Below are 26941 nucleotides of genomic sequence, written 5' to 3' on the forward strand. Positions count from 1 at the left end.
CTCCCTGCTGGAGGCACAACGCCTGGCGTGCGTGCGTCGGTTCAGTGCGTTGCGTCATGGCTTCCCTCGGACTTTCCTTGTTCTTGTTGTGTTGCTTGCGCAGCGGTGGCAGCCGCAATGGCCTGTACCACCCGCTCCATCTTCATGAAGCGCGAACCCTTGACGAGCACGCTGCTCACGCTGGGCAGTGCAGAGCAGACCGCGGCCTGCAATTGCTCCATGCTCTCGAAATGCGTGGCGGCGCCATGGGCCCGCGCCGTGTGTGCCGACAGCGTGCCCAGCGCATACAGCGTGGCAATACCCGCTTCCTGCGCCTGGGTGCCTGCCTCGGCGTGGAACTGCGGCCCCTGCTCCCCGACCTCGCCGATGTCGCCCACCACCAGCAGGTGCGGGCCGGGCAAGGCCGCCAGCACCTGGATGGCGGCCTGGAGCGAATCGGGGTTGGAGTTGTAGGTGTCGTCCACCACGGTGATCTCGCGCCCGGCGTGCTGCACGCTGAAGGCGCGCGAGCGGCCCTTGACCGGCACGAACGCATCGAGCCCCTGGGCAATGGCGGCCAGCGGGGCGCCTGCAGCCAGGGCGCAGGCGGTGGCGGCCAGGGCGTTGGTCACATTGTGGCGACCGGCGATCTGCAGGCGGCAGGCCAGTGGCCCGGTGGGGGTGCGTACCTGCACGGCCCAGGCACCCTGCGTCCATTCAGCCGAGGTGCAGGCCACGTCGCCCTCCTCGCCGAACGCGAGGCAGCGGCGGGGCCCGGCCAGTTCACGCCACAAGGGCGTGAAGGCGTCACCGGCCGGGAACACGGCCACACCATCGGCGGGCAGCGCCGCGAACACCGAGCCGTTCTCGCGCGCCACGGCTTCCACCGTGTGCATGAACTCCATGTGCTCGCGCTGCGCGTTGTTCACCAGGGCCACCGTGGGCTGGGCCATGGCAGCCAGCACGGCGATCTCGCCCGGGTGGTTCATGCCCATCTCGATCACGGCAGCACGGTGCGCCTCGCGCAGGCGCAGCAGCATCAGCGGCACGCCGATGTCGTTGTTGAAATTGCCCTCTGTGGCAAAGGCGGCATCGCCCTGCCAGGCGCGCAGGATCGAGGCGATCATCTGCGTTACCGTGGTCTTGCCGTTGCTGCCGGTCACGCCGATCAACGGCAACGCCCGTTGCGCACGCCAGCCGGTGGCCAGCGCACCGAGCGCTGCCAAGCTGTCGGGCACCTCGATGCCGGGCAGACCGGCCGCGTCGAGGCCACCGTGCGCAATGGCAGCTGCAGCACCACCGGTGCGGGCCTGGTCCAGAAAGGCATTGGCATCGAAACGCTCGCCCTTGAGCGCCACGAAGAGGTCGCCGGCCTGCAGGCTGCGGGTATCGGTGTGCACGCGCTGCACGGCCACGCCACCATCACCCACCAGGCGCGCCGATGGGATGCGCTGCTGGATGAGGGCGTGCGCCTGGCGCAGGTTCATCATCGTCATGCCCATGTGCGGGCTCCTCGGGCCTGCAGCGCGGCTTGCGCGTGGGCCATGTCGGAGAACGGCAGGCGCACGCCGGCCGTCTCCTGGGTGTCTTCGTGTCCCTTGCCGGCGATCAGCACCACGTCCAGCGCATCGGCCTGGCCGATGGCGGCCGCGATGGCGGCGCCGCGGTCGGGCTCGGGCTGCACCGAGGCGCCGGCGATCGTGCCTTGCAGGATCTGGTGGATGATCACGGCGGGGTCTTCGCTGCGCGGGTTGTCGCTGGTCACGAGCACGCGGTCGGCCTGTTGCTGCGCCACGGCACCCATCAGCGGGCGCTTGCCGGCATCGCGGTCGCCGCCGCAGCCGAACACGCACCACAGCCGACCGCCGCGCTCGGCCGCCAGGGGGCGCAGGGCGCGCAGCGCCTTGTCCAGCGCATCGGGGGTGTGGGCATAGTCCACGGCCACCAGCGGCTGCCCGGCAGCCGCCAGGCGCTGCATGCGCCCGGGCACGGGCTGCAGGCGGCTGCAGGCACCGACCGCATCGGCCAGGGGCACGCCCAGGCTGCGCAGCGTGGCCAGCACGCCCAGCAGGTTCAGGATGTTGTACTGGCCGATCACGCGGGTCTGCAGCAGGTGCCGCTCGGCCCCTTCCACCACCGTGAAGCGCAGACCCTGCTCGCCCAGCGCCACGTCGCGGGCGGCCAGGCGGGCCTCCTCGGCGTCGAGCGCAATGCTCCACAGGTCCAGCGCCGAGCCCGCCAGCTCGGCATGCAGCTGGGCGCCGGCCGGGTCGTCCACGTTGACCACGGCGGCCTGCAGGCCGTCCCAGCCGAACAGCTCGCGCTTGGCCAGCCAGTAGCCGGCCATGCTGCCGTGGTAATCGAGGTGGTCCTGCGTGAAATTGGTGAACACCGCCGTGCGGATGCGCGTGCCGTCGAGGCGCCGCTCGGCGATGCCGATGGACGATGCCTCGATGGCGCAGGCAGACAGGCCCTCGTCCGCGAACTGCGCGAAGGCGCGCTGCAGACGCACCGGGTCGGGCGTGGTCATGCCGGTATAGGTGAGCGAAGGCGGCTGGCCCATGCCCAGGGTGCCGACGATGGCGCAGCCTTTGCCGCTGCCCGCACCAGCCAGCAGGTTCAGTGCATCCGCCAGCCACCAGGCGGTACTGGTCTTGCCGTTGGTGCCGGTTACGGCGAGCACGTCCAGGCGCTCGGTGGGCTGGTCGAACCACTGGGCCGCGATCGGGCCTGTGGAGGCCTTGAGGCCCGGCAGTGCGGCGATATGCCCGCCCTCGAACGCAAACGCCTCCACGCCAGCCTGTTCCACCAGGCAGGCCGTGGCCCCGCGCACCAGGGCGTCGGCGACATGGGCGCGCCCGTCGGTCGCGGCACCCGGCCAGGCGATGAAGCCGTCGCCCGGGGCCACCAGCCGGCTGTCGGTCTGCAGCGTGCCGGTGACACGGCTGCGCAGCCACTGCACGGCGTCGCGGGAGGAAGTCAGCACCTGCATCACAGGGACTCCTCCACCGGGTTGGCCACGATCTGGGGCTTGACGGCCATGTCCGGCTGCACGCCCATCATGCGCAGGGTCTGCTGCACCACCTCGCTGAACACCGGTGCGGCCACGGCACCGCCGTAGAACACGCCGTTGCTGGGCTCGTCGATCATCACCGCCACGATGATGCGCGGCTTGTCGATGGGGGCCATGCCGGTGAACCAGGCGCGGTACTTGCCCGAAGCGTAGTTCTTGCCCACCTGCTTGCGCGCCGTGCCGGACTTGCCACCCACCGAGTAACCGAGGGTCTGGGCCTTCTGGCCGGTACCACCCGGGCCGGCGGCCATCTGCAGCATCTTGCGCACCTGGTCGGCCGTGCGCTCGGAAAACACGGGCACGCCGAGGGCCGGCTCCTGGGTCTTGAGCATGGTGGCCGGGATCACGCGACCGCCGTTGGCGAACACGGTGTACGAGCGCGCCATCTGGAACAGGCTGGCCGACAGGCCATAGCCATAGGACATGGTGGCCTGCTCCACGGGGCGCCAGGTCTTGTAGGGGCGCAGCCGCCCGGTCACCACGCCCGGGAACCCGATCTGCGGCTTCTGGCCGAAGCCCGCGGCCGAAAAGGTTTCCCACATCTCGCGCGCTGGCATCTGCATGGCGAGCTTGGTGGTGCCCACGTTGCTCGACTTCTGGATCACGCCCTCGACCGTGAGCAGGCCGTAGTTGTGCGTGTCCGAGATCGTGGAACCGGTGATGGTGATGCGCCCGGGGTTCGTGTCCACCGGCGTCTCGGGGCGCACGCGCCCGCTCTCCAGGGCCAGGCCGATGGTGAAGGGCTTCATGGTCGAGCCCGGCTCGAACACGTCGGTCAGCGCGCGGTTGCGCAACTGCTCGCCGGTCAGGTTCTGGCGCTTGTCGGGCACATAGCTCGGGTAGTTGGCCAAGGCCAGCAGCTCGCCGGTGTGCGCATCGAGCACCACCACGCTGCCGGCCTTGGCCTTGTGCGCCGTGACCTGGTCGCGCAGCTTCTGGTAGGCGAAGAACTGCACCTTGCTGTCGATGGACAGCTGCATGTCACGCCCGTCCACGGGCGGCACGGTCTCGCCCACGCCCTCGACCACGCGGCCCAGGCGGTCCTTGATCACGCGGCGCGAGCCCGCCTTGCCGGCCAGCTCCTTGTTGAAGGCCAGTTCCATGCCTTCCTGGCCATGGTCCTCGACATTGGTGAAACCCACCACGTGGGCCGCAGCCTCGCCTTCGGGGTACTGGCGCTTGTATTCCTTGCGCTGGTAGATGCCCTTGATGCCCAGCGCCGCAATCTGCTGGCCCACGTCCCAGTCGAGCTGGCGCTTGATCCAGACGAAGGTCTTGTCCTCATCGGCCAGCTTGGCATTGAGTTCGGACAGCGGCATCTCCAAGAGCTTGGCCAACTGCTTCATCTTGGCCTTGACCTCGGGCTGGTCCTGCTCCACATCCTCGGGGATGGCCCAGATGCTGGCGGCCGGCACGCTGGACGCCAGGATCAGGCCGTTGCGGTCAAGGATCTTGCCGCGGTTGGCGGGCATCTCCAGGGTGCGTGCAAAGCGCACCTCGCCCTGGCGCTGGAAGAACGCGTTGCCGAACACCTGCACATAGGCCGCCCGCGCACCCAGGCCGAGGAAGCCGAGCGCGATCATCGCCACGATGAACTTGCTGCGCCAGACCGGCGTCTTGCTGGCCAGCAGCGGGCTGGAGGTGTACAGAACGCTGCGGCTCATGGCTGCGTTCCTGCGGCAGGCGCTGCGGCCTGCGAAGATGATGCGGTGGCCGTGACACCGGCCGGATCGGACACGTACTGGGTGATGGCCGGCGTGGCCGTGCGCATCTGCAGCTGTGCGCGCGCGAGTTTTTCCACGCGCAGCGGCGTGGCCTGGGCGCGCTTTTCCACCTGCAGGCGCTGGTGCTCGGTCTCCAGGCGGCGCGCCTCGGCCGTGGCCCGGTCGAGCTCGGTGAACAGGCGGCGTGACTGGTACTGGGTGTGCACCAGGAACAGTGCACTCGCCAGTACCGCCAGCAGCAGCACCAGGTTCAACCGCGTCATGCAGGCACCTCCGTGCGCTCGGCCACGCGCATGATGGCGCTGCGCGAGCGGGGGTTGCCAGCCACCTCGGCAGCACTGGGCTTGACGCGGTCCAGTGCCAGCAGCTTCATCGCCTGGGGTGCGGCGAACGGCGCGCGGCGGTCGTAGACCTCCTTGGAGTGCTTGGCGATGAACTGCTTGACGATGCGGTCCTCGAGCGAGTGGAAGCTGATCACGGCCAGGCGCCCGCCCGGCTGCAGCACCGTGAGGCTGGCCTCTAGCGCCTGTTGCAGCTCTTCAAGCTCGGCGTTGATGAAAATCCGAAGAGCCTGAAATGTGCGCGTTGCAGGGTTCTGGCCCGGCTCGCGGGTTTTGACCGTGCCAGCCACGAGACTGGCCAGTTCACCGGTGGTTGCAACAGGCCCCCGCTCTTCGCGCCGCGCAACAATCGCCTTTGCAATGGGGCCAGCAAACCGTTCTTCACCGTAGTCACGTATCACCTCCGCAATCTGTTGAACCTCGGCAGTTGCCAACCACTGGGCCACGCTTTCGCCGCGCGTGGTGTCCATGCGCATGTCCAGCGGCCCATCGAAACGGAAACTGAAACCCCGCTCGGGGCTGTCGATCTGGGGCGAGCTCACGCCCAGGTCCATCAGCACACCCGCGGCACTGCCAGCGGGCAGCTCACCGAGGTGGCGAAATCCTTCATGCCGAATGGAAAAACGCGCATCGGTGATGCGCGTTGCTTCGGCGATGGCTTCAGGGTCCTTGTCGAATGCCACAAGACGCCCCTGTGGCCCCAGCCGCAGCAGGATCCTGCGCGAGTGCCCCCCGCGCCCGAAGGTGGCATCCACAAAGGTGCCGGACGGCTCGGGGCCCGCGCCGCCGAGCAGCGCGTCCACCGCTTCTTCGAGCAGGACGGTCGTGTGTTGCAAAGCCTCGGTCACCGCGCGCCCTTAGAAAGAGAAGTCCTTGAAGACGTCCGGCATCTCGCCCTGCATGGCCTTGGCCTCCTGCTCGTCATAGGTAGCCTTGTCCCAGAGTTCGAAGTGGTTGCCCATGCCCAGCAGCATGGTCTCGCGCGAGATGCCGGCGGCCTCGCGCAGTTCGGGCGACACCAGCACACGGCCCGTGCCATCCATCTCCACGTCCTGGGCATTGCCCAGGAAGATGCGCTTCCACCACTGGGCGGACATGGGCAGCTCGGCAATGCGTTCGCGGAACTTCTCCCACTCGGGGCGGGGGAAGACCATGAGGCAGCCGTGGGGGTGCTTGGTGATCGTGAGCTGGCCGCCTGCCGTCGCCGCGAGGACGTCACGATGCCGGGTCGGCACGGACAGCCGACCCTTCGCATCGAGACTCAGCGACGAGGCACCTTGGAACACGGACAGATTTCCCACTCGGTTGGAATCCACTCGGGCCCTGGAATCGGGCGCTGAGGGCACTTTTCACCACTTAATTGCACTTTTTTGCACTGTAGCAGGAAAAGCACACCGAGCAAGGGGGTGCACAACAAACTTTTGCAATGAAATCAAGGACTTAGGCGCGACTCCAAAGAAGCCAAACAAGCAAAAGTCCTTGAGAAAGAACCACTTACGGAGACCTGTGCAAGTGATACCTCAACGCAGCGCCCGTGGTCACAGGATGTAGCGCGAAAGATCCTCGTTCTGACTCAGGGTTTGCAACCGCGCATCCACATAGGCGGCATCAATAACAACGGTCTGACCCGATAGTCGCGTTGCATCGAAACTGACTTCGTCAAGCAAGCGCTCCATCACCGTGGACAGGCGCCGGGCGCCGATGTTCTCGGTGCGCTCGTTGACCTCGAACGCGATGTGCGCCAGGCGCGTGACACCCTCGGGCGCGAACTCCAGCGTGACCCCCTCGGTGGCCAGCAGCGCCTGGTACTGCTTGACCAGGGAGGCATGGGTCTGCACGAGGATGGCCTCGAAATCCTGCACCGACAGCGAGCCCAGTTCCACCCGGATCGGAAAACGGCCCTGCAGCTCGGGTATCAGGTCGCTGGGCTTGGCCAAGTGGAAAGCCCCCGAGGCGATGAACAGGATGTGGTCGGTCTTGACCATGCCGTACTTGGTGGACACCGTGGTGCCCTCCACCAGCGGCAGCAGGTCGCGCTGCACGCCCTGGCGCGAGACATCGGCACCGCTGCTTTCCTGGCGCGCGGCCACCTTGTCGATCTCGTCGATGAAGACAATGCCGTTCTGCTCGGCATTGGCAATCGCGCGGGTCTTGATCTCTTCCTCATTGACGAGCTTGGCGGCCTCCTCCTCGATGAGCAGCTTGAGTGCCTCGGCGATCTTGAGCTTGCGCGTACGCCGCTTGTCCTGGCCCATCTGGCTGAACATGCCGCGCAGTTGCTCGGTCATCTCCTCCATGCCCGAGGGGCCCATGATCTCGAGCGCCGCCCGGCTCTCGGCCACCTCGATCTCGATCTCCTTGTCGGCCAGCGAACCCTCGCGCAGCTTCTTGCGGAACACCTGGCGTGCGGTGCTGTCGGTGGCGGCAGCAGGCTCCGCGCCGGCAGCCGAACGGGCCGGCGGGATCAGCACGTCCAGGATGCGCTCTTCGGCGGCATCCTCGGCCCGGGTGCGCACCTTGCGGGTTTCGGCATCGCGGGTCTGCTTCACGGCGATCTCGGCCAGGTCGCGGATGATGGAATCCACGTCCTTGCCCACATAGCCCACCTCGGTGAACTTGGTGGCCTCGACCTTGATGAAGGGCGCATCGGCCAGGCGCGCCAGGCGCCGCGCGATCTCGGTCTTGCCCACGCCCGTGGGGCCGATCATGAGGATGTTCTTGGGGGTGATCTCGTGGCGCAGCGTGCCCTCGACCTGCTGGCGGCGCCAGCGGTTGCGCAGCGCGATGGCCACCGCGCGCTTGGCGCCGGCCTGGCCGACGATGTGGTGGTCGAGTTCGGAGACGATTTCTTGGGGGGTCATGGACGACATGGGGATCCACCTGGTAGCAAGGGAGGGACCGGCCGCCACAGCACACTGCGGCCGGCACCATGAAAGGGAAAGCCCGGGACGAGTACGCCGGGCGAGGCGCTTACAGCGTTTCGATCGTGTGGTGCATGTTCGTGTAGATGCACAGCTCACCCGCGATTTCGAGGGATTTCTTGACGATCTCCTGCGCCGGCAGGTCGGTGTGGTTGAGCAGCGCCTTGGCCGCCGAGTGGGCATAGGCCCCGCCCGAGCCAATGGCCACAATGCCCTGCTCGGGCTCCAGCACGTCGCCGTTGCCGGTGATGATGAGCGAGGCCTCCAGGTCGGCCACGGCCAGCATGGCTTCGAGGCGGCGCAGCACGCGGTCGGTGCGCCAGTCCTTGGTCAGCTCGATCGCGGCGCGCACCAGGTGGCCCTGGTGCTTGTCGAGCTTGGCCTCGAAGCGCTCGAACAGCGTGAACGCATCGGCCGTGGCACCGGCAAAGCCGGCCAGCACCTTGCCATGGTGGAGCTTGCGCACCTTGCGCGCCGAGCCCTTGACGACGATGTTGCCCAGGGTGACCTGGCCGTCACCGCCGATGGCGACCTGCATGCCGGCAGGGGTCTGGCGGCGCACGCTCAGGATGGTGGTGCCGTGAAACACCGGATGGTTGTGAGAGGAGTCCATAGCTGCCGCAGATGCGGGCGCCGGTGCCGTTTTCAAGCCAGGGCAAGGCCCGTGCCCCGCGCGGGCACCCAGCCTGTCCGTCAGTTCTTGCGGGGGAGGACCCAGGCGTGCTCGTTGATGCCGATCACGTTGAAGAAGATGGCCACCAGGCGCTGCAGGTTGTGGAAATGCACCTCGTGGCCCTGGCCCTGCTGCTCTGCGGCCCAGTTGAGCACCGAGCCGGCAGCGGCAAAATCGACGCGGATCAGCTTGTCGCAGGACACCACCAGTGGCACCCCGGGGCGCATCAGCGCCTGGAAGGGCTCCAGCAGCGGGGTCGCATCACCATCGATGTGGCCGCTGAGCGACGCCACAGGCGTGGTGTCCAGCGTGGCCGGGACGGATGCATCAAAGCCGAAATCCGACGCCAGCATGTCGCGCTCGGCAGGCGCCGCCGCCTGGCTGCTGGCCGCGGTGGCGTCGTCCGAGTAGCCCATCTTGGGCGCCACCCAGGAAGGTGGCGACACCTCGTAGGTCACGCAGTAGTCGAGCGCCACCAGTTCGAACTCGTCGGGCCGGCCCATCAGGCGCAGCGCGGCCATGCGCAGGCGCCACCACTCGGGGCCCGAGGCCCGATCGCCCGACTGGGTCATGATCTCCATCAGGGTGGTGAGCCGGTCCACACCCGAGAACACGAACTGCCCCGCCCGGTCCGCCCATTTGGTGAACTGGTCGGCCAGCAGGGGCACGGCGGCATCGTCGATGCCGGCGATGCGTGTCCACGCCAGGGTCCAGGGGGCGGCAGAGCGCTCGATGGACGCCTGCAGCGCCGCCACGGACGACACCGTGAGGCGCGCGGGCGCGTTCCAGCTGAAATCGCGGCGGGCCATGCCCGCCTTGGGCTCCTGTTCCTGCACCAGGCCGAGCTGCTCGGGCATGGAGAACCACAGGGGGGCCGAGCGGCTGAAGCCGGCGGCAAAGTCGATGGCCAGGGTGTCGAAGCGGTCGTGCTGGCCTGTGGCGCGGTACAGGTCGAACAGCGTCATCCAGATTTCCAGCTGCTGTGCCGGGTCGTCCTGCTGGTGCTGTGCCAGCACATCGAGCAAGCCGGACTCCGCTCCCGCGTGATCGCCGTTGGCGAAGCGGATGGCGGCTTCTTCAAGGTCGGGTTCGTGCACGAATTCCTCCGGTGCGGATGCGGTTTCGGGCGTTGGTGCCGGACTCGGGTCAAACGATGCCAGTTCGGTGGGCTGCTGCTCTCCCCGCATGGTCGCATCTGAGCCGCCAAACTGGCCGATCGCCATGCTGTCGTCGTCAAAAAGTGGCTTCACCGCAGCCGGTGCGGCGGCAATAGGTGCTGCCAGGCTGACGGGAGCCGTGGGCGCGAAGGCGCGCGCCGCGGCCTCGTCCTCCCCGCGGAAATCCGCCGGCACGGTGGGCGCGTCGCCATTGGCCTTGCTCTTCCACCACTGCTGCGACATCTGCGCTTCGATCTCGTCGATCTTCTTGAGCGTCACCGCGCGCTCGTCGGGCGAGGCCATGCTGCTCTGGAAGAACGAAGGACGTGCGGTAGGGTCCTCGGTGCGCTGGCCTTGCAGCACCTCGCGCTGGCGCAGCTTGCGCAGCTGATCGAACTCACGGCGGCGCACGAAATCGTTGCGGCGCTTGCGCTCGATCATCTCCTTGAGCATCTGCTTGCTGTACTGGCTTTCCCGGTCCTCCTGGAGCGAGTCGAGCTCGGTCCAGTTCGTCGTCGGGTTGCGCACAAACCGCACCATTTTGGACAGCAGGCCGCCGGGCGTGGTTTCTTCCTTGCTCATGGGATAGGCGAGAGAGGGTGCGTGCGCAGGAGTGTGTTCAGGCCGGGCAGACTTCAGTCACCAAACATCTTCTGCTTGAGTTCGCGGCGCTGCTGTGCTTCGAGCGACAGCGTGGCCGTGGGACGGGCGATCAGGCGGCCGACGCCGATGGGCTCGCCGGTCTCGTCGCAATAACCATAGTCGCCTGCGTCGATGCGGGCGATGGACTGCTCGATCTTCTTGAGCAACTTGCGCTCGCGATCACGCGTGCGCAGCTCCAGGGCGTGCTCTTCCTCGATGGTGGCGCGGTCGGCAGGGTCCGGCACCACCACGGTGTCTTCACGCAGGTGCTCGGTGGTTTCACCGGCACTGTTGTGGATGTCCTGCTTGAGCTGGACCAGCTTCAGGCGAAAGAACGCCATCTGCTTGTCGTTCATGTATTCGCTGTCAGGCATGGCCAGGACCTCCGCGTCGGTCAGCTCCTGGGCCGTCTTGGCTTTCCAGTTGTTGGCCAGCTTGGGGTCTTTTTTGGCAGCAGTGAAAGTGGGATGCACTTGCGCGGTCGTGGGCATGGTCTGTTGGTAGCTGGCTTTGGCAGCGGTGGAAGCCGTTGCCTGTGCCATGGATGGTACGGTCAATTGGGCCAATCGGGAAGAAGGCCGGGTCGTGCGCACGGGTACATGGGATCCCGCCTGCGGGGCGGGGGCGGGGGCGACAGGAGCCGGGGCGGCTACCACCTTGGGAGCAGTCTTGGCAGAGGCCTTTGCAGCAGCTTTGGCTGCCACTGGTACGGCAGTGCTTTTACCCGCGTTCGGAGCTGCTTTCGCAGCTGCCTTGGATTTGCTGGTTTCGGCTTTCACTTCCTGGTCTCCTCGCAGTACGGGCGGACCCAGGCTGCGCTGGCAGCCAAGGGTGGATGGCAAGCCTTCCGGGGTTTTACCGGGGCGCGATTGTATCGACCTGGGCTGACGCAAACGAAAACGTTGCAGATACGACACATCTTGCCACCCATATCACCCCATCCACAGGGCAATCCGGGGGAATCGGCGGTCCGGGACAGTCTTTGACAATCCCGCACCCACCACTCCGGCCGGTCAGGCCAGGCTCTGTTCCAGCCCTTGCAGGAGGATGTCCTTGGGCAGGTCGATGCCGATGAAGACCATCTTGCTCAGCCGTTCCTCGCCTTCGGCCCACTGTGGCCCCAGGTCGCTGCCCATGAGCTGGTGCACGCCCTGGAAGATCACCTTGCGCTCGGTACCCTTCATGTACAGCACGCCCTTGTAGCGCAGCATGCGCGGGCCGTAGATATTGACGATGGCGCCCAGGAAGTCCTCGAGCTTGGCCGGATCGAACGGACGCGTCGAGCGAAAGACAAAGCTCTTGACGTCGTCATCGTGGTGATGGTGGTGGCCATGGCCGCCATGCTGGTGGGAGGGGTGGTCGCAGTGCTCGCCGTGTTCATGGTCATGGTGGTCATGGCCATGGTCGTGGTGATCGTGGTCGTGGGCGCCCTCTTCCTTGAGGAAGTCGGGGTCGATGTCGAGCTTGGCGTTGAGGTTGAAGCCGCGCAGGTCCAGCACCTCTTTGAGCGGCACTTCACCGAAGTGCACAGCCTTGATCGGCGCCCGCGGGTTCATGTGCTTCAAGCGGTGGATCAGGGCATCGGTCTCTTCGGCACTCACCAGGTCGGTCTTGGACAGGAAGATCTGGTCGGCAAAGCCCACCTGGCGGCGCGCCTCCTGGCGGTCGTTGAGCTGCTGGGGCGCGTGCTTGGCATCCACCAGGGTGACGATGGAGTCGATGAGGTAGGTTTCGGCGATCTCCTCGTCCATGAAGAAGGTCTGCGCCACGGGGCCGGGGTCGGCCAGGCCGGTGGTCTCGATCACGATGCGGTCAAAATCGAGCAGGCCCTTGCGCTTCTTGGCAGCCAGGAGCTGCAGCGTCTCTCGCAGGTCTTCGCGGATGGTGCAGCAGATGCAGCCGTTGCTCATCTGCACGATCTGCTCCTTGGACTCGGTCACCAGGATGTCGTTGTCGATGTTCTCTTCGCCGAACTCGTTTTCGATCACGGCGATCTTCTGGCCGTGGGCTTCGCTGAGCAGGCGCTTGAGCAAGGTGGTCTTGCCCGAGCCCAGGAAGCCGGTGAGGATGGTGGCAGGAATGAGGGACATGGAAAAAGCCTAGAAAAGGATGCGGATGCCAGGGGGACAAGTTGTGGAAGTTTAGCCACGAAATCAAGACCACACCGGAAACCCACTCCGCTGAGTGCACCTACTTTTTTCGCCTTACCAAATACCAGTCATAACTTTTCAGCTATGGATACAGGAGCAAAAACGCATCCCTTGATGTAAGGAAGTTGCGTTAACACCCGAACACAGGGGCCCAGAGCGTCAGGATTTGCGCATCACCACCAGCCCTTTGAGGTACTCGCCCTCGGGAAACTCCAGCGTCATCGGATGGTCGGGAGCCCCCGCCAGGCGCTCGACGATGTAGCCGTCCACCCCGGCATCGGCCCCGGCCGAGGCCACGATCTTGTGGAACAGGTCGGCGCTGATGCCCCCCGAGCAGGAGAAGGTGAACAGCACGCCGCCCGGCGTGAGCAGCTGCAGCGCCAGGCGGTTGATGTCCTTGTAGGCGCGCGCGGCGCGCTCGGCATGCGCTGCGGTGGGCGCGAACTTGGGCGGATCGAGGACGATGGCGTCGAAGCGCTGGCCCTCCTTGAGGAACTGGCGCAGCGAGGCGTTCACGTCCGCATCGAGAAAACTCGCCCGGTTCACGTCGAAGCCATTGAGCACCACGTGGGCCCGTGCCCGCTCCAGCGCCGGGCCCGAGGAATCGATCGAGGTCACCTGCCCGCCCCCCGGGCCGCCGGCCGCCTCGGCCGCACGCATGCCGGCCAGCGCCGCGACGCTGAAGCCGCCGGTGTAGCAAAAGCAGTTGAGCACATGCTGGAAGCCCAGGCGGCGCGCATATTCGGCAAAGCGCTTGCGGCTGTCGCGCTGGTCCAGGTAGAAGCCGGTCTTGTGGCCTTCGGCAATGTTGAGCGTGAGCCGCCACTGGTGTTCGTGGATGGTCAGCTCCACGGGCGGCGCCTCTGCGCCGGCCACCGGGCCGCCACGCAGCCAGCCGGTGGCGGGCTCCAGGCCCTCCAGGGCGCGCACGCTCGCATCGGAGCGCTCGTACAGCCGGGCAAGGCCGGTCTCGCGCAGCAGGGCGTCGGCCAGCACATTCTTCCAGCGCTCGGTGCCGGCACTGGTGAACTGTGCCACCAGGGTGTCGCCGTAGCGGTCCACGATCAGGCCCGGCAGACCGTCGGACTCGCCGTGCACCAGGCGGATGCCATCGCTTTGCACGTCGAACCGGGCGCGGGCGATGATGGCGCGCGCGCAGGCGGCGATGAAGAAGGGTTCGTCGATGCGCTGCGCCTCGTCGAAGCTCCACACCCGTGCGCGGATGCGCGAACTGGGGCTGAATGCGGCCCAGGCCAGGAACTGGCCTTCGTGCGACTCGACGCGCACCGTCTCGCCGCTGTCGCCACCGCCCTTGGCGATGGCCGACTCGAAGATCCAGGGGTGGCGGCGCAGGAGCGAGCGCTCCTTGCCAGGGCGAAGGCGAAGGGTTTTCATGCCCTCGATTGTGCCGGCTGGGCGCTGCGGTTTGCGTTGCCCGGCGATTCTTTCAGAGAACGAGGCGGCTCCCTCCTGCGCAGCCCGACCCGCCGCTGGAAGCAGCCCTGCGGCCACAGGCGCCCCCGCCCGGCCAGTGTGTCAAATTCATTTCGCCATGGCTGGATTTAAGTGATACAAAACCCCGCCGTTTCCATCGGATTTTCTGGCGGCCAGCGCCATCGCGACATCCGTTTTCGTGCCGCATGCGCCGGGCAGACCCACGAACTCCAAACAAGCGAGCTGATGCCATGCACTTCAACCAGCTGAAAGTTTCCACCCGCCTGTCACTGCTGCTCTTGGTGCTGTGCGCGCTGACCGTGGTGATCGGCGCTGCAGGCTTGATGGGAATGCAGCGATCCAATGCGGGCCTCAACACGGTCTACCAGGATCGCGTGGTTCCACTCCAGCAGATCAAGATCGTGTCAGACGCCTACGCGGTCAACATCGTGGATACGGCACACAAGGTGCGTGACGGGGCACTGACGGCCCGACAGGGACTCGACTTCATCGGCAAGGCCAAAAAGGACATCCGCGACCAATGGGGCGCCTACCTTGCAACCAGCCTCGTGCCCGAGGAAACGCGCCTGGTCGGACAGTTTCAACAGCTGCAGCCGGGTGCCGATGCTGCCGTCGCAGCCCTGGAAACCCATCTCCAGCGCAATGACATGGCGGCCCTCACCACATTTGCCGCCAAGGACATGTACCCCGCACTGGACCCGCTGCAGGATGTGCTGGGAGGCCTGGTGCAGGTGCAACTCGATACCGCGCGCGCCGAATACGACCGCGCCGTGGACTCCTACCGCGAGACGCTGCTTTTTGTCGCCAGTGCGCTTGCCGTGGGCCTGGCCTTTACGCTGGTGTTCGGGTCGGTGGTGACACGCAGCATCATCCACCAGCTGGGTGCCGAGCCGAGCACCGCCGCCCATCTGGCGCACAGAGTGGCGCACGGCGACCTCACGGTGTCCATCGCACTCAAGACGGGAGACACCACCAGCCTGATGGCCCAGCTCAAACGCATGCAGGACAGCCTGGTGACCATGATCGCCCTGGTACACCAAAGCTCTGAGAGCGTTGCCAGTGCCGCAGGGCAGATAGCCCAGGGCAACACCGAGCTTTCCCTGCGCACGGAAGAACAGGCCAGCGCCCTGGAAGAGACGGCCGCATCCATGGAGCAGTTGAACTCCGCTGTGCGCCAGAACGCCGACAGCGCCCGCCAGGCCAATGAATTGGCACTCTGCGCCTCCACGGTGGCACAGCAGGGGGGCGCCGTGGTGGCCGAGGTGGTCGATACCATGAAGCGCATCCACGAAAGCTCGGCGCAGATCACCGAGATCATCGGCGTGATTGACTCGATTGCCTTCCAGACCAATATCCTGGCACTCAACGCGGCGGTGGAGGCGGCCCGCGCCGGCGATCAGGGTCGGGGCTTTGCCGTGGTGGCCACCGAGGTGCGCACCCTTGCGGGCCGTGCTGCTGCGGCGGCGCACGAAATCAGGACCCTGATCGGCGCCAGTGTGGAGCGCGTCGAAGCGGGAACGGCACTGGTCGACCGTGCAGGCCAGACGATGCACCAGGTGGTCGACTCCATCCGGCAGGTGACCCAGATCATGGGAGAAATCAATGCGGCCAGCAGCGAGCAAAGCACAGGGGTGGACCAGATCAACGAGGCCGTGACGCAGATGGACCAGGGTACACAACAGAACGCTGCCTTGGTCGAAGAGATGGCCGCGGCCGCAGCCGGCTTGAGCCACCAGGCCCATGGGCTGGTGGAGACAGTGGCGGCCTTCAAGCTGCCAGGAAGGCACTACCCGGCTTTGGCCTTGCCAGGACGCAAGGCCCACCCCGCCCTCCTGGCCGGCGGCTGAAACGCAGACCGCGGCCTCCAATCCGGTGGCGGGTCAAAGCGCCTTGCCGAAGCGCTCGAAGCGCGGCAGAAAGTAGCGCTCGGTATCGGCCGACACCAGCACGCCCAGCGCCCGGCCGATCAGCAGGTGGCGCGGCACCAGGCCGATGTAGCGCGAATCGGCGCTGTTGTCCCGGTTGTCGCCCAGCACCAGGTATTCGCCCACGGGAACCGTCACCGGAGCGAAGCTGCTGCGCGCCGTCACGCCATGCAGCCACTGCACACGGCGCTCGTGGCCCTGCACCTGCTCCGTCATGCGCGTGGCATCGACGGTGCGACCCAGGCCGACGGCCTCCTGCAACGCCTGCGGTGCGTCGTAGTGGGCGGCTTCGCCGTTGATGATGAGCACTTCGTCGCGCATCTCCACCGTATCGCCGGGCACCGCCACCAGGCGCTTGATGAGGCGCGTGCCGTCCAGCGGCGACGAGAAGGTCACTACGTCGCCGCGCCTGGGCTCGCCCATCGGGGCCAGCACCACGTCGGTCAGCGGAATCTTCACGTTGTAGGCCAGGCGGTTGACGAACACCACATCGCCTTCGACCAGGTTGGGCCGCATGGAGCCCGAGGGAATGGGGTTCCAGTCCGCCACCGCCGTGCGGAACAGGCCGAAGCACATCAGCAGCACGAGAAATCCCTTGTTGGCCTTGATCCAGCGTCCCATCGCTCTGCTCCTCTCCAGTGGTTCTTGGGTCGCGCCAGCGCGATGGCGCTGCCGCAACCATCGGAGCCCGGGCGGCGCCGAAGGTTCCCTTGCGGCATGCCCTCAGGTGTTACCCGTGCGCACGCCCTGCCGGACCGGTGCACAATGGACCTGGCAAGAAAGTGTGTTCCGCCAACCCCTTGGATGTGTGATGACGCAGCCCGCCGAGCCCCCGGTGCCGGCGGCCGCTGCCCCCAACCAACCCGCTTGCATGGCAGAACCCCACGCCCTATCGCTGCTGCCCGCGCGCGTGCAGCAATGGCTGGCCCCTTACGAGGCGGATGAACCGCTGGCCGCGAGCTTTCGCGCCCAGCAACTGCAGGCCATGCTGCGCCTGACCCCGCTGGCCATGGCTGTCAACGTCTTCAATGGGTGTTTCATTGCCTGGCGCCTGGCGACGGTGCCGTCCTGGCTCTGGGCCTGGATGCTGGCCCTGCTGTTCGTGGCGGCGCAGGGGCTGCTCGCCTGGCAACGCGCACGCCAGCGCCCACCGCGCCTGCTGGCCTCCCGCAAGGCCATCCGGCGCGCCGCCCAGCACGCCGGCGTGCTGGGGCTGCTGTGGGGCGCCATACCGGCGGCGCTCTTCGCCACGTCCCCGGCGCCGGACCAGATGATGATCCTGGCAATCAGCTGCGGAATGATCTGCGCTGGCGGCTTCGCGCTGGTGACGGTGCCCGAGGCCGCCCTGAGCTATGTGCTGCTGCTCGCGGGCGGTTCGGCCGTGGGCCTGCTCAGGGCGATGGACCAGCCGGGCACGGTGACCCTGCTGGTGCTGCTGGTAACCTATGGCCTGGTGGTGATCGCCTCGGTGCGCGTGATGGCGCGGTCCTATGGCTCGCGCCTGGCGGCCGAGGCCGATGCCGCCCACCAGCAGCAGATCGTGGGCCTGCTGCTGCGCGATTTCGAGGAAAACACCAGCGACTTCCTCTGGGAGGTGTCCAGCGAAGGCACGCTGCGCCATTCCTCCAACCGCCTGGACCAGGCCCTGCGCTACAGCCGCCAGGACGATCCCGACCTGGGCCTGGTGGAGCTGATCGCCCGCACCCACCAGGGCGCAAGCCATGGCGTGGACCCAAGCAACCACCTGCAGGCATTGCAGGCCGCACTGCAGGGACCGCAGCCGTTCCGCGATCTGCTGGTTCCGCTGGTGATCGGCGGCCAGTTGCGCTGGTGGGCGCTCACGGCCAAGCCCATCTGGCGGCTGGACCAGACGCTGCAGGACTGGCGTGGCGTGGGCGTGGACATCACCCACAAGAAGCATGCCGAGGACGAGATGCACCGCCTGGCGCATTTCGACGTGCTGACCGGGCTGGCCAACCGGCGCCACTTCCAGCACCGCCTGCAGCAGCATTGCGCGCTGGACAGCGCAGGGGCTGGTGCTGCAGCCCTGCTGTGCCTGGACATGGACAACTTCAAGCGGGTCAACGACGCCTACGGCCACGGCAACGGCGACCTGCTGCTCAAGACCGTGGCGCAGCGCATGGCGCAGCAGGTGCGCAGCCGCGACCTGGTGGCCCGCCTGGGCGGCGACGAGTTCGCCATCCTGCTGGACGGCGCCAGCACGCGCGCCGAGGTGCAGGTGTTCTGCGACCGCCTGGTGCGCGCCATCGAGCAGCCCTGCGACCTCTCGGGTCTGGCCGTCACGCCGCACCTGAGCATCGGCATCGCCTTCCTGCCGCACGACGGCAACCACGTGGACGCCCTGCTGCACCATGCCGACCTGGCGCTGTACGAGGCCAAGCAGCGCGGGCGTGGGCAGGTGCAGTTCTTTTCCATCGAGATGGACCAGCGTGCCCACCGGCGCATTGCCCTGGAGGACGGCCTGCGCACTGCATTGGCCCAGGGCGAGCTGCACCTGGCCTTCCAGCCGCAATGGCACCTGGCCTCGGGCCGCATCGCGGGACTGGAGGCCCTGCTGCGCTGGAACAGCGCTCGCTTTGGCAGCGTGTCGCCCGTGGAGTTCATCCCCGTGGCCGAGGAAGCGGGCCTGATCCGCGACATCGGCCTGTGGGTGCTCGAGCGCGCCTGCCAGGCCGCGCGCCAGTTGCCGGGGGACCTGGTGATGTCGGTCAACCTGTCGGTATGCCAGTTCGACGATGCCTTGTTGGCCGACAAGATACTTGCCGTGGTGGAGCGCAGCGGCCTGCCGCCGGGGCGGCTGGAGCTGGAGATCACGGAGTCGGTCTTCCTGCAGGACACGGACGACGTGATGACCACGCTGCACCGGCTGCGCCACGCGGGCATGCGCATTGCGCTGGACGACTTCGGCACAGGCTACTCCTCGCTGGCCTACCTGCGCAGCTTTCCGTTCGATCGGCTCAAGATCGACCGCTCCTTCATCGCCCCCATCGAGGGCAGCCCCGAGTCGGAGGCCATCGTGCATTCGGTGATCGAACTGGCGCAGGCGCTGCACATGGAGACCACGGCCGAGGGCATCGAAACCGCCGAGCAGGCCCACCTGCTGCAGGGCCTGGGCTGTGTGACGGGCCAGGGCTTCTACTTTGCCCGGCCGCTGGACCTGGCGGCAGTGACGGCCTTCATCGCCGCGCAGCCGGTGACAGCGAACTGACCTCGGACTATTCGGAGCCAGGCTTGCGCCGCGCCCTCGGATGCGCCGCGTCGTACACCTTGGCCAGGTGCTGGAAATCCAGGCGCGTATAGACCTGGGTGGTGGTGATGTTGGCGTGGCCGAGCAGCTCCTGCACGGCACGCAGGTCGCCGCTGGACTGCAGCAGGTGGCTGGCGAACGAATGGCGCAGCATGTGCGGGTGCACCGGCGTGGTCAGCCCCGCCTGCTGGCTGCGCTGGCGCAGCCGCAGCCAGATGGACTGCGCCGTGAGCCGCGCGCCGCGCTGGCCCAGGAACAGCGCGGCATCCAGGCGCGCCGCGCCCTCGCCGCCGAACGGCCCGGCGCGCAGCGCCAGCCAGGCCTGGAGCGCCTCGATGGCAGACTTGCCGACGGGCACGCTGCGCCGCTTGCTGCCCTTGCCAAAGACATGGGCCTCACCGGCCTGCAGGTCGATCCAGCCGCGGCCCTGGCGCTCGGTGTCGGCGCTGGCCACGGCATCGAGCCCCGCGAGTTCGCCCACGCGCAGGCCGCAGCCGTAGAGCAGCTCCACCATGGCCGCGTCGCGCGCCTCCAGCCAGGGGTCGGCCCCGGTGTTGTCGAATTCGGCCAGGCGTACGGCGTCGTCCACACCCAGGGCCTTGGGCAGGGGCTTGGGCGCCTTGGGCGCGCGCACGTCCTGCACCGGGTTGTGCGGCACCAGGCCCTGGCGCCCGGCCCAGACGAAAAAGCCGCGCCAGCCCGAGAGGATGAGCGCAATGCCGCGCCCGCTGCGCCCGCCGCTGTGCATCTGCGCGACGAAGCGGCGGATGTGCGCCGTCTGCAGCTGCAGCAGGGGCAGGCCCACGCCGGCCGCAAACTGCGCCAGCTTTTCCAGGTCCAGCGTGTAGAGCGTAAGCGTGCGTGCGGCCAGGCGCTTTTCCACGCGCACGTGCTCCAGGTAGCGCAGCACCTGCGGGTCTGTCGCCGGGGTGCCGGCGCCAGGGGTGGCGGATGCGGCGGAGGTCACGTGCACAGCCGTCCGTCCGCCTGACAGCTCAGCGCAGGCGCACCAGCGCCGAGCTGGCCAGCTCGGCAATGCGCGAGAGGAAGTCCGTGCCCATGGTGGCATCGAAGCGCTGGGGGTCGTGCGAGCCCAGCACCAGCAGGCCGAAGGCCGGGGTGGCGCTGTCGATCGCGCCCTGGCGCAGCGGCAGCAGGGCCAGGGACTGGGCCTGCACGCCGTCGGACGTTTCGAGCCAGCCGGCAGGCTCGAAGCCCAGGTTCGGGCCGCAGAAGGGCATGGTCAGCGACGAGGCAAACGCCCGCGCGTCCTCGCTCGCTCCCTGGGCGAAGTCGGCGTCCACGTAGGGGCCGGCCACGTCCCAGACGCGCACGGTGGCCTGGGGCACGTCGAACAGGGTGCGGATACCCTCCACCACCGCCTCGGGCAGGTCAAAGGGCTCTTTGACCTGCAGCAGCGCGCTGGTCCACTGGTGCACCTTGGCCGCAATGGCGGTGTTCTCGCCGCTGTTGCGCACCATGTCCATCACGCGGTGCTCCAGGCCCTTGATCTTCTCGCGCAGCATCTCGGCCTGGCGCTCCTGCAGGCTCACGGCGCGGGTCCCATGGGGGCTGGTGATCTGCACGCTGGCCAGCACTTCGGCGTGGCGCTCGAAGAAGCCGGGCGTGTTCTCCAGGAAGCGGGCGATATCGTCTTCGGTGATGGGCGGGATGTGGGTGCTGGGGTTGGTCATGCTGCGTCCGGAATGTCGATCTGGCCTTCGAATACGGTGGTGGCCGGGCCGGTCATGAAAAGGGAGTCGGAATCCTGCCCGCTCCAGGCGATGGTCAGGCGCCCGCCGTGCATGTCCACATGCACCTCCTGGTCGAGCAGCCCGAGGCGGATGCCGGCGGCCACGGCCGCACAGGCGCCCGAGCCACAGGCCAGGGTCTCGCCCGTGCCGCGCTCGAACACGCGCAGGCGCACATGGCCCCGGTCCACGATCTGCATGAAGCCGGCATTCACGCGCTCCGGAAAGCGCGCGTGGCTCTCGATCAACGGGCCCCACGACAGCACCGGCGCGGTGTCCACGTTGTCCACCAGCTGCACGGCATGCGGGTTGCCCATGGAGACCACGGCCACCGGCACGGTGACAGGCGCACCCTGCACGTCGAACGCCAGTGGCCAGGTACGACCCCTGCCCTGCACCGTGGGGGTGAGGGCTGCGGCATCGAAGGGCACGCGGGGCTCGTCGAGCACCGGCACGCCCATGTCCACCGTGACCCGGCCGTCGGCATTGAGTTGGGGCGAGAGCACGCCGCTGAGCGTCTGCACGCGGATCGTGTCCTTGTCCGTCAGGCCCTTGTCGCGCACGTAGCGTGCAAAGCAGCGCGAGCCGTTGCCGCACTGGCCCACCTCGCCGCCATCGGCGTTGTGGATCACATATTCGAAGTCGATGCCCTCGGCGGGCGAGGGCCGCACGGTGAGGATCTGGTCGGCGCCCACGCCGAAATGGCGGTCTGCCAGGTAGCGGTACTGGCCGGCCGTGAGATTCAGGCGCGCGCGGGTCTCGTCGAGCACGACGAAGTCGTTGCCCGCGCCCTGCATTTTGGTGAAGTGGATCTTCATGCCCGGATTATCGTCGGTGCAAGGCCGGCCCTGCCAGAGACCGTGGCAATGGCAATACCCCCATCGGGCACGGATCGGCCAAGGCGTTTAGGCTAGCGGCTTCATTCTCTTGCGACACAACGAACGAGGAGCCCATGGCAGACATTTCCGCTTTCCCCATCACCCGCAAGTGGCCCGCCCAGCACCCGGACCGCATCCAGCTGTACTCGCTGCCCACGCCCAATGGCGTGAAGGCCTCGATCGCGCTCGAAGAGCTGGGCCTGCCCTACGAGCCGCACCTGGTGAGTTTCGAGACCAACGACCAGACCTCGCCCGAGTTCCTGTCGCTCAACCCCAACAACAAGATCCCCGCCATCCTCGACCCCGATGGCCCGGGCGGCAAGCCGCTGGCGCTGTTCGAGTCCGGCGCCATCCTGGTCTACCTGGCCGACAAGACCGGCCGGCTGGTGCCCCAGGACGCAGCGGCCCGCTATGAAACCCTGCAGTGGGTGATGTGGCAGATGGGCGGCGTGGGCCCGATGTTCGGGCAGCTCGGCTTCTTCCACAAGTTCGCCGGCAAGGACTTCGAGGACAAGCGCCCGCGCGACCGCTACGTGGCCGAGTCCAAGCGCCTGCTGGGCGTGCTGGACCAGCGCCTGGCCGGCCGCCAGTGGGTGATGGGCGACACCTACACCATTGCCGACATCGCCATCCTGCCCTGGGTGCGCAACCTGGTGGGCTTCTATGGCGCGGGCGAACTGGTGGAGTTCGACCAGTTCAAGGAAATCAAACGCGTGCTGGACGCCTTCGTGGCGCGCCCGGCCGTGGCCAAAGGGCTGAACATTCCCGCACGCGGCTGAGCGGTCGATCTCAGCCCATTCTTTCCTGGAGAAAATCCAGGAAGCACGCAATGCGCACGGCCAGCTGCGTGTTGCGGTAGTAGACCGCGTTGATGGGCTGGCGCACGTCCACCGTGTCGCGCGCCAGCACCTGCACCAGGCGGCCGGCCTCGCGGTCGCCCGCGCTCATGAAATCCGACAGGCACACCAGCCCCACGTCCTGCAGCGCCAGCTGGCGCAGGGTTTCGCCGCTCGACGCGGTGAGGCTGGGCACGATGGGCCATTCATCCCCGTGCACGCCGCGCAGCGGCCAGCGGTTGAGTGACTCGGGCTGGTTGAAGCCCAGCAGCGTGTGGCCGGCCAGGTCGGCGACGCCCTTGGGCTTGCCCATGCGCGCCAGGTAGCCGGGACTGGCCAGCACGCGCAGGCGGCTGGTGCACAGCGGCCGCGCATGCAGCGTCGAGTCCTGCAGCCGGCCGATGCGGATGGCCACGTCCGTGCGCTGCTCCAGCAGGTCGATGTTCATCTCATCCGTATTGAGCTCCAGCGTGATCTGCGGGTAGGCCGCGCGGAACGCCGGTACCAGCGGCACCACGGCGTGCAGCATGAAGGGCGTGGCCGCATTCACGCGCAGCCGTCCAGCGGGCTGCTGACGCCGCGCCGCCATGTGCTCCTCGGCATCGTCGATGGACGCCAGGATGGCGCGCGTGCGCTGCAAAAAGCCCTGCCCCTCCTCGGTCAGCTCGATGCGCCGCGTGGTGCGGCGCAGCAGCGTGGTCTCGAGCTTCTTTTCCAGCCGCGCCAGGGCCCGGCTGATGCCCGAGACCGTCTGCCCCAGCTGGTCGGCGGCAGCGGTGATCGACCCGCCATCGACCACGGCGACAAAGGCCTGCAGCTCTTCCAGGGTGGTTTTCATGGATTTCTCCAGCCTCGATTGTTGATTCACAGTCAAGTATCTATCGAGCGTAACCGTCTTTTTCTGCACGACTGAAAAACCCACACTCCTGTCCATTCCCACAGGAGTGTTTCCATGCCCATTGCCTTGCTCGCGCTGACGCTCAGCGCTTTTGCCATCGGCACGACCGAGTTCGTGATCGTCGGCCTGCTGCCCACCGTGGCGGTCGATCTGGCCATCAGCATCCCCTCGGCGGGCCTGCTGGTGAGCCTGTATGCGCTGGGGGTCGCCGTGGGCGCCCCGGTGCTCACCGCACTCACCGGCAAGCTGCCGCGCAAGGCGCTGCTGCTGTCGCTGATGGCCCTGTTCACTGCCGGCAACCTGCTCGCCTGGCAGGCACCGAGCTACGAATCGCTGGTGGCCGCGCGCATCCTCACCGGCCTGGCGCACGGAGTTTTCTTCTCGATCGGCTCGACCATCGCCACCGGGCTGGTGCCGCGCGAGAAGGCCGCCAGCGCCATTGCCACCATGTTCACCGGCCTCACCGTGGCCCTGGTCACCGGCGTGCCGCTGGGCACCTTCATCGGCCAGCACTTCGGCTGGCGCGAGACTTTCCTGGCCGTCTCGGCGCTGGGTGTGGTCGCCTTCACCGGCAGCGCGCTCTTCGTGCCACGCAACATCGCCCACACCCCTCCGGCCTCGCTGCTGCAGCAGGCCCGGGTGCTGGCCGAGCCACGCCTGCTGCTGGTGTATGCCAAGACGGCCATCGGCTACGGCGGCAGCTTCATCCCCTTCACCTTCCTCGCGCCCATCCTCACCGACATCTCGGGCTTCAGCGCCGGCGCGGTCGGCTGGGTGATGCTGGTGTATGGCGTGTCGGTCGCGGTGGGCAACATCTGGGGCGGCCGGCTGGCCGACCGGCTGGGCCCGATCCCTGCGCTGCGCATCGTGTTCGCGCTGCTGGCCGCCGTGCTGCTGCTGTTGCAATTCACCGCGCCGCACCCCTGGCTGGCGCTGGTGACCGTGCTGCTCTGGGGCGCCGTGGCCTTCGGCAATGTGCCCGGGCTGCAGGTCTACGTGGTCAAGCAGGCCGAGCGCTTCACGCCCCAGGCGGTGGACGTGGCCTCGGGCCTGAACATCGCCGCCTTCAACCTGGGCATTGCCGGCGCCGCCTGGGCCGGTGGCCTGATCGTGACGCACCTGGGCCTCATGCACACGCCCTGGATCGGCGCCGTGGTGGTGCTGGGCTCCCTGGCCCTGGCGCACTACAGCGGCGTACTGGACCGCCGTGCCGGCATCCCGGTGCGCGCCAGCGGACCGGTGCCCGTGGGCCATTGAACCTTTTTTTCCCAATCCCTTTGACACGGAGCTTTCCCATGCATTCTTCTTCCATTCCCGCATTCGGCCTGGGCACCTTCCGCCTGCAGGACCAGGTCGCCATCGACTCGGTGCGCAACGCTCTCGACCTGGGCTACCGCCTGGTCGACACGGCCCAGATCTATGGCAACGAGGCGGCCGTCGGCCAGGCCATCGCCGAAAGCGGCGTGCCGCGCGGCGAACTGTTCATCACCACCAAGGTCTGGACCGAGAACCTGGCCGCGGACAAGCTCATCCCCAGCCTCAAGGACAGCCTCGCCAAGCTGCGCACCGAGCAGGTGGACTTGGCGCTGATCCACTGGCCCTCGCCCGGCGGTGCCGTCCCCGTGACCGAGTTCATGGGCGCCCTGGCCGAAGCCAGGGCCCAGGGCCTGGCCGCGCAGATCGGCGTCTCCAACTTCACCGTGGCGCTGCTGCAGCAGGCCATTGCCGCCGTGGGCGCAGGCGCCATCGCCACCAACCAGGTCGAGCTGCACCCCTACCTGCAGAACCGCGCCGTGGTCGACTTCGCCCGCAGCCAGGGCATCCACGTCACCTCGTACATGACGCTGGCCTACGGCAAGGTGCTGAACGACCCGGTGATCGAAGCCATTGCCCGCGCGCACGGCTCCACCACGGCCCAGGTGGCGCTGGCCTGGGCGCTGCAACAGGGCTACGCGGTGATCCCCTCGTCCACCCGGCGCGAGAACCTGGCCAGCAATCTCCTGGCACAGCAGTTGCGCCTCGCCGATGCCGAGATGGCGCAAATCGCCGCGCTGGACCGCGGCGGCCGCCTCGTGAATCCTGACGGCCTGGCTCCCGCCTGGGATTGATTCGGTACATCCCCCTGAGTCGCTTCGCGCCTTCCCCCTTCTCTCGAATTGCTGCGCAATTCGGGAAGGGGGACACTGCCAGCGCGGCGGGGCGGCCCTTGCGCGGCAGTCCCGGCATGGGCAGCGCCAATTTTCTCGGCCTGTGAGCAAGCGACACATGACGTCGTGACGCTGCAAGGAAAGCTTGCCTCAGACGCCTGCCACCACGCGCACGAAGGCCGGCACCACGCCCAGATGGTCGTCGCGCCGCTGCAGCGCATGCACGTCGGCACGCGGCGCCTTGGCCCCTAGAGTTTTGAGCACCACGCGGGCGCCGAACAAGTTGCCAAGCGACGATGGCACCAGGGCCACGCCCAACCCTGCAGCCACCAGGCTCAGCAGGGCCGCCAGCTCCACCGTGGTCTGCGCCACCCGGGGCGCAAAGCCGGCCTGCACGCAGCACTGCACCATGTGCTCGGCATGGGCCGACGAGTCGCGGCGCAGCATCACGAAGGCTTCGCTGCGCAGGTCCCTTAAGGCCAGCGCCTTGCGGGCCGCCAGCGGGTGGCCGGGCGGCAGGGCCGCGACCACGGGGTCGGGCCACAGCAGGGTGCTGGCGAGCTGGTCGTCGTTGACCGCCGTGCGCGAGATGCCCACGTCGATGCGCTTGTCGCGCAGGGCCGCCTGCTGCAGCGAGGGCTGCATCTCGTGCAGCACCACGTCCACGCCGGGGTGGCTTTGCCGGTAGCGCGCCAACGCCGCAGGAAACGGCCCCAGAAAGTGCGAGCCCGAGAGCCCCACCTCGATGCGCCCGGCCTGCCCCTGGCCGATGGCCGCCACCCGCTGGCGCGCCGTGTCCAGCCGCTCCAGCACGGCGCGTGCATCGACCAGGTAGGCCTGTCCGGCCAGCGTCAGCTCCACGCGCCGGCTGGTGCGCACGAACAGCTGGGCGCCCAGTTCGGTCTCCAGCTGGGCGATCTGCAGGCTCAGCGGCGGCTGCGAGACATGCAGGCGCTGCGCGGCGTGCGTGAAGCTCAGCTCTTCTGCCAGGGCGATGAAGTAGCGCAGGTGCCGCAGTTCCATTGATACCCCAAAAGTCTTGATCAAGACCAACAATATATTGGACTGCGGGTTCGCTTGTTTCCACAATACCCCCTGACAACAACACCAGGTGGAGACAAAC

Annotated in this window: 23 protein-coding genes; 5 read left to right on the forward strand and 18 right to left on the reverse strand. The window is 67.5% G+C overall.

The features are described from left to right. Positions 1 to 41 precede the first annotated feature (41 nt). The 12 genes from AC07PA_RS06900 to AC07PA_RS06955 all read right to left on the reverse strand — a co-directional run bounded on the left by AC07PA_RS06900 (position 42) and on the right by AC07PA_RS06955 (position 14055). A complete protein-coding gene (locus AC07PA_RS06900) occupies positions 42 to 1481 on the reverse strand; it encodes a UDP-N-acetylmuramoyl-tripeptide--D-alanyl-D-alanine ligase (RefSeq protein ID WP_494608616.1) in 1440 nt (479 codons plus the stop codon). Continuing rightward, positions 1472 to 2971: a UDP-N-acetylmuramoyl-L-alanyl-D-glutamate--2,6-diaminopimelate ligase gene (locus tag AC07PA_RS06905; RefSeq protein WP_494608615.1), complete on the reverse strand. Its 1500-nt coding sequence runs from the start codon at positions 2969 to 2971 to the stop codon at positions 1472 to 1474. The genes AC07PA_RS06900 and AC07PA_RS06905 overlap by 10 nt, the downstream gene beginning before the upstream one ends. Further along, complete coding sequence (locus AC07PA_RS06910; RefSeq protein ID WP_007857384.1) at positions 2971 to 4716, reverse strand: peptidoglycan D,D-transpeptidase FtsI family protein; 1746 nt, start codon at positions 4714 to 4716, stop codon at positions 2971 to 2973. The genes AC07PA_RS06905 and AC07PA_RS06910 overlap by 1 nt, the downstream gene beginning before the upstream one ends. Then, positions 4713 to 5039, reverse strand: coding sequence for a cell division protein FtsL (gene ftsL, locus AC07PA_RS06915; RefSeq protein WP_007857383.1), 327 nt, complete (start codon positions 5037 to 5039; stop codon positions 4713 to 4715). The genes AC07PA_RS06910 and ftsL overlap by 4 nt, the downstream gene beginning before the upstream one ends. Then, positions 5036 to 5965 carry a 16S rRNA (cytosine(1402)-N(4))-methyltransferase RsmH gene (gene rsmH / locus AC07PA_RS06920; RefSeq protein ID WP_007857382.1) on the reverse strand — a complete coding sequence of 310 codons (930 nt, stop codon included), beginning with the start codon at positions 5963 to 5965 and terminating at the stop codon, positions 5036 to 5038. The genes ftsL and rsmH overlap by 4 nt, the downstream gene beginning before the upstream one ends. Positions 5966 to 5974: 9 nt before the next feature. Beyond that, entirely contained in the window at positions 5975 to 6403 is a 429-nt protein-coding gene (gene mraZ / locus AC07PA_RS06925; RefSeq protein WP_007857381.1) for a division/cell wall cluster transcriptional repressor MraZ, read from the reverse strand. Positions 6404 to 6655: 252 nt separating this feature from the next. Beyond that, positions 6656 to 7987, reverse strand: a complete 1332-nt coding sequence (hslU, locus tag AC07PA_RS06930) for an ATP-dependent protease ATPase subunit HslU (RefSeq protein ID WP_494608614.1) — start codon at positions 7985 to 7987, stop codon at positions 6656 to 6658. Positions 7988 to 8087: 100 nt separating this feature from the next. Further along, positions 8088 to 8651: an ATP-dependent protease subunit HslV gene (gene hslV, locus AC07PA_RS06935; RefSeq protein WP_007857377.1), complete on the reverse strand. Its 564-nt coding sequence runs from the start codon at positions 8649 to 8651 to the stop codon at positions 8088 to 8090. An 80-nt stretch (positions 8652 to 8731) separates the two neighbouring features. Then, a complete protein-coding gene (locus AC07PA_RS06940; RefSeq protein ID WP_007857376.1) occupies positions 8732 to 10450 on the reverse strand; it encodes an STAS domain-containing protein in 1719 nt (572 codons plus the stop codon). A gap of 53 nt (positions 10451 to 10503) precedes the next feature. Continuing rightward, positions 10504 to 11289 (reverse strand): RNA polymerase-binding protein DksA, encoded by a 786-nt coding sequence (gene dksA, locus AC07PA_RS06945; RefSeq protein ID WP_081497363.1) that lies wholly within the window; start codon positions 11287 to 11289, stop codon positions 10504 to 10506. 234 nt (positions 11290 to 11523) lie between these two features. Further along, positions 11524 to 12600 carry a CobW family GTP-binding protein gene (locus tag AC07PA_RS06950; protein ID WP_494608613.1) on the reverse strand — a complete coding sequence of 359 codons (1077 nt, stop codon included), beginning with the start codon at positions 12598 to 12600 and terminating at the stop codon, positions 11524 to 11526. 219 nt (positions 12601 to 12819) lie between these two features. Beyond that, complete coding sequence (locus tag AC07PA_RS06955; protein WP_494608612.1) at positions 12820 to 14055, reverse strand: class I SAM-dependent rRNA methyltransferase; 1236 nt, start codon at positions 14053 to 14055, stop codon at positions 12820 to 12822. Between the two features lie 290 nt (positions 14056 to 14345). Here AC07PA_RS06955 and AC07PA_RS06960 point away from each other — a divergent pair, with 290 nt between their 5' ends. Then, positions 14346 to 15962, forward strand: a complete 1617-nt coding sequence (locus tag AC07PA_RS06960; protein ID WP_494608611.1) for a methyl-accepting chemotaxis protein — start codon at positions 14346 to 14348, stop codon at positions 15960 to 15962. Between the two features lie 33 nt (positions 15963 to 15995). Here the strand turns inward: AC07PA_RS06960 and lepB are convergent, their stop codons facing one another. Beyond that, on the reverse strand, positions 15996 to 16661 hold the full coding sequence (lepB, locus tag AC07PA_RS06965) for a signal peptidase I (RefSeq protein WP_007857369.1): 666 nt from the start codon (positions 16659 to 16661) through the stop codon (positions 15996 to 15998). Between the two features lie 250 nt (positions 16662 to 16911). On the opposite strand from lepB, the gene AC07PA_RS06970 reads away from it, so the two are divergent. Continuing rightward, a complete protein-coding gene (locus tag AC07PA_RS06970; RefSeq protein WP_494608610.1) occupies positions 16912 to 19269 on the forward strand; it encodes a putative bifunctional diguanylate cyclase/phosphodiesterase in 2358 nt (785 codons plus the stop codon). Between the two features lie 7 nt (positions 19270 to 19276). On the opposite strand, the gene AC07PA_RS06975 is transcribed toward AC07PA_RS06970, so the two are convergent. From AC07PA_RS06975 to dapF, 3 genes are read right to left on the reverse strand one after another with little or no spacing between them, the layout of a single operon-like run. Next, entirely contained in the window at positions 19277 to 20275 is a 999-nt protein-coding gene (locus AC07PA_RS06975) for a tyrosine recombinase XerC (RefSeq protein WP_494608609.1), read from the reverse strand. Positions 20276 to 20303: 28 nt separating this feature from the next. Further along, a complete protein-coding gene (locus AC07PA_RS06980) occupies positions 20304 to 21002 on the reverse strand; it encodes a DUF484 family protein (RefSeq protein WP_494608608.1) in 699 nt (232 codons plus the stop codon). After that, entirely contained in the window at positions 20999 to 21877 is an 879-nt protein-coding gene (gene dapF, locus AC07PA_RS06985) for a diaminopimelate epimerase (protein ID WP_494608607.1), read from the reverse strand. The genes AC07PA_RS06980 and dapF overlap by 4 nt, the downstream gene beginning before the upstream one ends. 134 nt (positions 21878 to 22011) lie before the next feature. Here dapF and AC07PA_RS06990 point away from each other — a divergent pair, with 134 nt between their 5' ends. Next, positions 22012 to 22716: a glutathione S-transferase N-terminal domain-containing protein gene (locus tag AC07PA_RS06990; RefSeq protein WP_007857364.1), complete on the forward strand. Its 705-nt coding sequence runs from the start codon at positions 22012 to 22014 to the stop codon at positions 22714 to 22716. A gap of 10 nt (positions 22717 to 22726) precedes the next feature. Here AC07PA_RS06990 and AC07PA_RS06995 read toward each other — a convergent pair whose 3' ends face one another. Then, the gene (locus tag AC07PA_RS06995) at positions 22727 to 23611 is read right to left on the reverse strand and encodes a LysR substrate-binding domain-containing protein (RefSeq protein WP_494608606.1); all 885 of its coding nucleotides are present in this window, start codon (positions 23609 to 23611) and stop codon (positions 22727 to 22729) included. A gap of 114 nt (positions 23612 to 23725) precedes the next feature. On the opposite strand from AC07PA_RS06995, the gene AC07PA_RS07000 reads away from it, so the two are divergent. Then, positions 23726 to 24928 (forward strand): MFS transporter, encoded by a 1203-nt coding sequence (locus AC07PA_RS07000; protein WP_494608605.1) that lies wholly within the window; start codon positions 23726 to 23728, stop codon positions 24926 to 24928. Positions 24929 to 24966: 38 nt separating this feature from the next. Further along, positions 24967 to 25779 (forward strand): 2,5-didehydrogluconate reductase DkgB, encoded by an 813-nt coding sequence (gene dkgB, locus AC07PA_RS07005; RefSeq protein ID WP_007857361.1) that lies wholly within the window; start codon positions 24967 to 24969, stop codon positions 25777 to 25779. A 189-nt stretch (positions 25780 to 25968) separates the two neighbouring features. On the opposite strand, the gene AC07PA_RS07010 is transcribed toward dkgB, so the two are convergent. After that, positions 25969 to 26841: a LysR substrate-binding domain-containing protein gene (locus tag AC07PA_RS07010; protein ID WP_494608604.1), complete on the reverse strand. Its 873-nt coding sequence runs from the start codon at positions 26839 to 26841 to the stop codon at positions 25969 to 25971. Between the last annotated feature and the right edge of the window lie 100 nt (positions 26842 to 26941).

The sequence above is a fragment of the Acidovorax sp. GW821-FHT09B03 genome (assembly GCF_059418305.1).